The sequence below is a fragment of the Deltaproteobacteria bacterium genome, assembly GCA_011773515.1.
Lineage (GTDB): Bacteria > Desulfobacterota > Deferrimicrobia > J040 > J040 > WVXK01.
Genome location: WVXK01000058.1, coordinates 5903 through 10567, shown reverse-complemented (window position 1 = coordinate 10567; position 4665 = coordinate 5903). Strand labels below are relative to the sequence as shown.

Below are 4665 nucleotides of genomic sequence, written 5' to 3'. Positions count from 1 at the left end.
GCGGCGATACCGGCGGTTCCGCGTTTTCCCTTTTGTTTTTTTTAATTCCTCCTCAAATAGTATAAAAAAGATGGCCCCCCTCAAAGGGGAAAGTGCAGGGCCGGGAGAACCGGCCGTGACATCGCGGTAAGGCGCCCCTCCGGATTGCCGCAAAAGCGCCTGGACATCTCCGCATGAAGCCACCCTGCCGTTCGCCTCTTTTTTTGGCGGGTTTACAGGGGTGGCGAAATCCACCAATATATATACGGGGGGATATGCTATTCAATCAATGTCATCGGCAGGATGATCTCCATGGGTGACACGGAACATAACGGTTCCCTGCTCAACAGGTCCCTGTATCTCAAGGGGCTTCGCTGCTACAAGTCCCTTTATCTCAACAAGCATCATCCGGAACTGAGGGATGCGCCCCATCCCTCGCGCAGGACGAGACAGCGAAACAGCGCACGGGTGAATCGAGTTGCGCGGGAACTCTTCCCGGGAGGGGTTGAGATACCGCGAAAAAAAGAATCGCGTGGAGTAGCTGTCGAACTGACGGCGGGCGAGATTCTGCGCGGCTCAACCACCCTGTATGACGCGGCATTTACCCACGATGGGGTGTCGCTGAGCGTGGATATCCTCCATCGGGGATGGAAGGGGTGGGAGGTCTATGAGGTGAAGGACTCGGCGAGGGTAAAGGAGATGTACGTTGAGGACGCGGCGCTTCAGTATTACGTGCTCCGGGGCTCGCTGCTGCCGGTCGCAAGGGCTTACGTGGTTCACATAAACCGCGGATACGTGAGAAACGGGGAGATACGGGTGAGAGAGCTTTTCACGATGCGGGACGTGACGGAGGAGGTGGCCGAGAAGCAGCCATCCGTGGGAGAGGAGGTGAGAAAGCAGAAGGGAATTATCGGGGGCCCGATGCCGGGGGTGGATATCGGCAGGCACTGCGTGGATATCGAAGATTGCGGCTTCAAGGGGCACTGCTGGCGGCACATTCCCGAGGACTCCGTATTCAGCCTGAGGGGGAAAGGGGTCGACAAACTCGCGCTCTACGCGCAGGGGATAGTCCGTTTGCAGGACGTGCCCCCCGGGGATATGTCCCCCGCCCAGAGGATTCAGGCAGCTGCGACACTGAAGAGGAGAAACTATGTCAACAGGGAGGGGGTGGAAGATTTCCTTCGCTCCATCCGGTACCCCCTCTTCTTTCTCGACTTCGAAACGATCATGGACCCCATCCCCCCATTCGACGGCACGAAGCCCTACGAGCAGGTCCCCTTTCTCTATTCTCTCCATTCCATTCCGGACGAAAAATCAGGAGTCGGGCACAGCGAGTTTCTTGCCCCGCCCCGGGGCGACCCCCGGATGGGCATGATGCAGAGGCTTTTGGACGAAATACCCGAGGAGGCCTGCGTCCTCGTCTACGGGAGATCTTTCGAGACGGGGGTTTTGCGGAACATGATGAGGTGGTTCCCGGAACCGGGAAAGAAAGCAGAGGCCGTCATCCATAACATCGTGGACCTGGCGGTCCCCTTCAGGAGGAGGGACGTCTATTTCTGGAGGATGCGGGGCTCCACGTCGATCAAAGCGGTTCTCCCGGCCCTCGTTCCCGGGTTGAGCTACGAAAGTCTCGAGATCAGCGATGGCGGCGCGGCGATGGAGGCTTTCTACGAAATGTGCGGGGCCCGGGACGCCTTTGAAGCAGAGCGGATCGGGAGGTCTCTGCGGGCGTACTGCCGGCTCGATACGCTGGCGATGGTGAAGATTCTCGAGAGACTGAAAAATTTATCTTGTAATTTATGATAATTTGTTTATTATAGTAATTAAGGCGGCGCAAGCAGCTGAAAAAAACCGAACCGTTTGAAAGAACGGGAAATCCGGGGAACAATCGGAAGAGGGAAGCTCAAGGAAAAACTCGAAAGGGCGAAACCGCGAGAAGAACTCGGAAGAAAAAACCCGGAAAAGGTTTCATAGGTTGTTGCGCCGCCTTTAATGCGCCTGTTCTGGTGTTACTTCGTTTATCTCCCTGCGGGCCTGATAATTTTTCCCCGCCTATCGAGGGTAACGATTTTTTCAAGCTCCCCCCGCTCGTCATATTCCATTTGCCAGACGGCGATCCCCTCTCTCACTTCCTTTAATTTTTCACTCGAGCCAAAATGGCTCTGCTCGACCCTGTTCCCCGATTCATCATACTTCATCCGCGCGATGGCAAAGCCGTCCCTGTTTTCCCGCAGCTTTCCCTGCGCGCTCAGATATTTCTGTTCGATGATATTTTTGTGGTCGTCAAATTTCTGCCGGATGATTGCGATGCCGTCCCTGTTTTCCAGCAATGCCCCATCTTTGCCATGGTTTGACATTTCGCGCATGTTCCCCCGGTCATCATAGGCGTAATGTACCTCGTAATAGCCATCGCGGTCCGTGATTCTGGTGCCGTTTTTGTCGGAAAAGAGCACCTTGACCTTCCGTCCTTTCTCGTCGAGTGACAACGCGTAGTGGGCCACCCCGCTTGCGTTTTCCATCACGTTCCCTGCACCGTCAAGATTGGATACGTGCACCGGATTTTTGTTTTCATCGAGTTCCAAAAGGAGGGCAAAAACCCCCTTTCTGTTTTTAGAGGGCCTCCCTCCCCGGTCTCTGTACATTATTTTCCTGAAATTGTCCCTGCGCTCAACGTGCACCTTTGCCGCCCCGAAGTGCGGGTCTTTTTCTGGTTTTCCACGTTTCAAATACTCTACTTTCTCTACCTTCCCATCGTCGTTTACGACGAAGCGGTAGCAGTTCACCCTGCCGGACAACTCATGGGGGAGCGGATATTTTCCTCCTATCTCATACCGCTCATCCTGGTAGGCATAACGGAAATATGTCACCCTTCCGGCTTGCTTCACGCATCCAGGGCACATGGCAGCGGTTATGAGCAGAGCAAAGAAAAAAAAGATAAAACGACGCAAGGTTTCTGGCAGGGGCATTTTCCCGGGCTTTGAGTCTCTATTGTGCAATAAATTTTTCAACGGGCCGTTGCTTTATTATTTTACAGAATCTCCCCCCGCTCAAGGGCAAATGTGGGTGAGGTATAGGAAAACGAACTTGACGGGATAAGGAATCAGTGTTCGAACCGGGATCATGCGCCTTACCTTGAGATTGAAGGGAGGGGGAAGGCGGGCGATGCATATGGTCGACAAGCTTCATAGGACCCGCCTTCGTAAGGGGAGGAAAGCAATTATAAGGCGGGGGGCTGTATCCCCACCCGTTACCGTCTCGATGAAAACTGGTTCACTGCATAAAAAACGTTCAATGCTTATATGTCAATTAATATAAATTTTATTTAATTGCAAGCAAAAAAAACATAAATTTAGCAAATTAATTATTTTTGTACATACAAAGACATATAGTGTATTTCAATCGGAGAGGGCAGGGCCCGGAAGCGGCGCTCTCCGTGAACACCAATGAGGCGGGAATATCCTCCAGGAAAGGGTGGCACGGGATAGCGGCTGCCCGGGGGGAATCCCGGAAGCGTGAGCCCGGCGCCCTTATTTTTCTATCTTGCTGAACTTCGATCCCTCGAGGGTGATGTTTACCATGAGGCCCTTCTGTCCGAAAGCGAAAGCCACGATAGGGTCTTTTATGTTGGTCGTGTCGATCGAGCCCCCCGCGCCGACGGTTATCAGGGCTATCGATCCGTCGACGCCCGCCTCCCATCCCGAGCTTGCACGGAAGTTGTCGAGCGCCTGCTGCTGCATGAAGACGATGATTATCGTCTTGGCCTGGGCTCCGATCTGCAGCCCGAAGGAAACCGCTACGGTGCTGTAGTAGTCGACGGTTTTTCCGCCGATCCGCAGCGATCCCTCGCCATATTCCGCGCCGGCGACGAAGCCCGCCTTGTACACCTTCGGAAAGATGAGCACCCCCCTGGCGCTCTTTAAAAACTCTTTCCCCCCCTTTATCTCGCTGTGAAAACGCTCCAGCGCCACATCAACGCTGACGTCGATCTCCTTTGCGGTGGCAGCGCTCGCAATTCCGGGATGGAGCGCGGCTGCAGCAAGCAGCGCACACAGGGCGATCACGGCTATAGATGGTCTCCGTTTCATCGCGTCGACCTCCTTTTTTTTTACACATTATACATTTTCCCCGCCGATGGCAAGACCCTGGATCGAAGGGAGCAAAAAATCGCCGGGGGACGAAAATGTGAGCGTGGGAACGCCTCCTTGTTTGAGCGCTTTAAAGGACGGGCCATATATTCCGAAAAGGTAAGGTATGGATTTCGCGGTCAAATAAAGGGGGGAACGAGGAAGGCCATGATTCTGAAAAAGGATGGGGATTTTTTCTGTGATGCCTGGTATTACCACCTGTGCCCGGAGGCGGATGGGGGGGAAAAGAGCAACGAGCGCATTCTCTTCGATGAGCTGAGGAAAACATGGCAGTTCGTAGACCGGGGACATGAAGTGGATATCGATTACTGCCCCTTCTGCGGTAAGGAGTTGAGGGACATCGACCCCGCTGCTGTTGCCGATGACGGCCGGGGCAGCGTCCCGGAAGAGAGGCCGGTTGACCTGTCTCTGGACAGCCGGGAGCTGGCCAGGTGCGATGTCAAGTGCGTCGATTGTGAACGGGACGTGATGGTCCGCTATCATCCGGGAGAGGAAGAGCTTGCCGCCGGAGAGTGCGAAAACTGCCGGCTAACAATCGAGT

At 54.4% G+C, this 4665-nt stretch carries 4 protein-coding genes; 2 read left to right on the top strand and 2 right to left on the bottom strand.

What is annotated here, in order from left to right:
- Nucleotides 1-291: 291 nt before the first annotated feature.
- Nucleotides 292-1782 carry a DUF2779 domain-containing protein gene (locus GTN70_06545; GenBank protein NIO16645.1) on the top strand — a complete coding sequence of 497 codons (1491 nt, stop codon included), beginning with the start codon at nt 292-294 and terminating at the stop codon, nt 1780-1782.
- A gap of 215 nt (nt 1783-1997) precedes the next feature.
- On the opposite strand, the gene GTN70_06540 is transcribed toward GTN70_06545, so the two are convergent.
- Nucleotides 1998-2846 carry a hypothetical protein gene (locus GTN70_06540; protein ID NIO16644.1) on the bottom strand — a complete coding sequence of 283 codons (849 nt, stop codon included), beginning with the start codon at nt 2844-2846 and terminating at the stop codon, nt 1998-2000.
- 660 nt (nt 2847-3506) lie between these two features.
- A complete protein-coding gene (locus GTN70_06535) occupies nt 3507-4064 on the bottom strand; it encodes a hypothetical protein (GenBank protein NIO16643.1) in 558 nt (185 codons plus the stop codon).
- 207 nt (nt 4065-4271) lie between these two features.
- Here GTN70_06535 and GTN70_06530 point away from each other — a divergent pair.
- The coding region (locus tag GTN70_06530; protein ID NIO16642.1) for a hypothetical protein at nt 4272-4665 on the top strand (394 nt) is incomplete at its 3' end.

Coding starts and splice junctions, on each gene's coding strand:
- GTN70_06545 (NIO16645.1), top strand. CDS start 292: ATGGGTGACACGGAACATAACGGTTCCCTGCTCAACAGGTCCCTGTAT.
- GTN70_06535 (NIO16643.1), bottom strand. CDS start 4,064: ATGAAACGGAGACCATCTATAGCCGTGATCGCCCTGTGTGCGCTGCTT.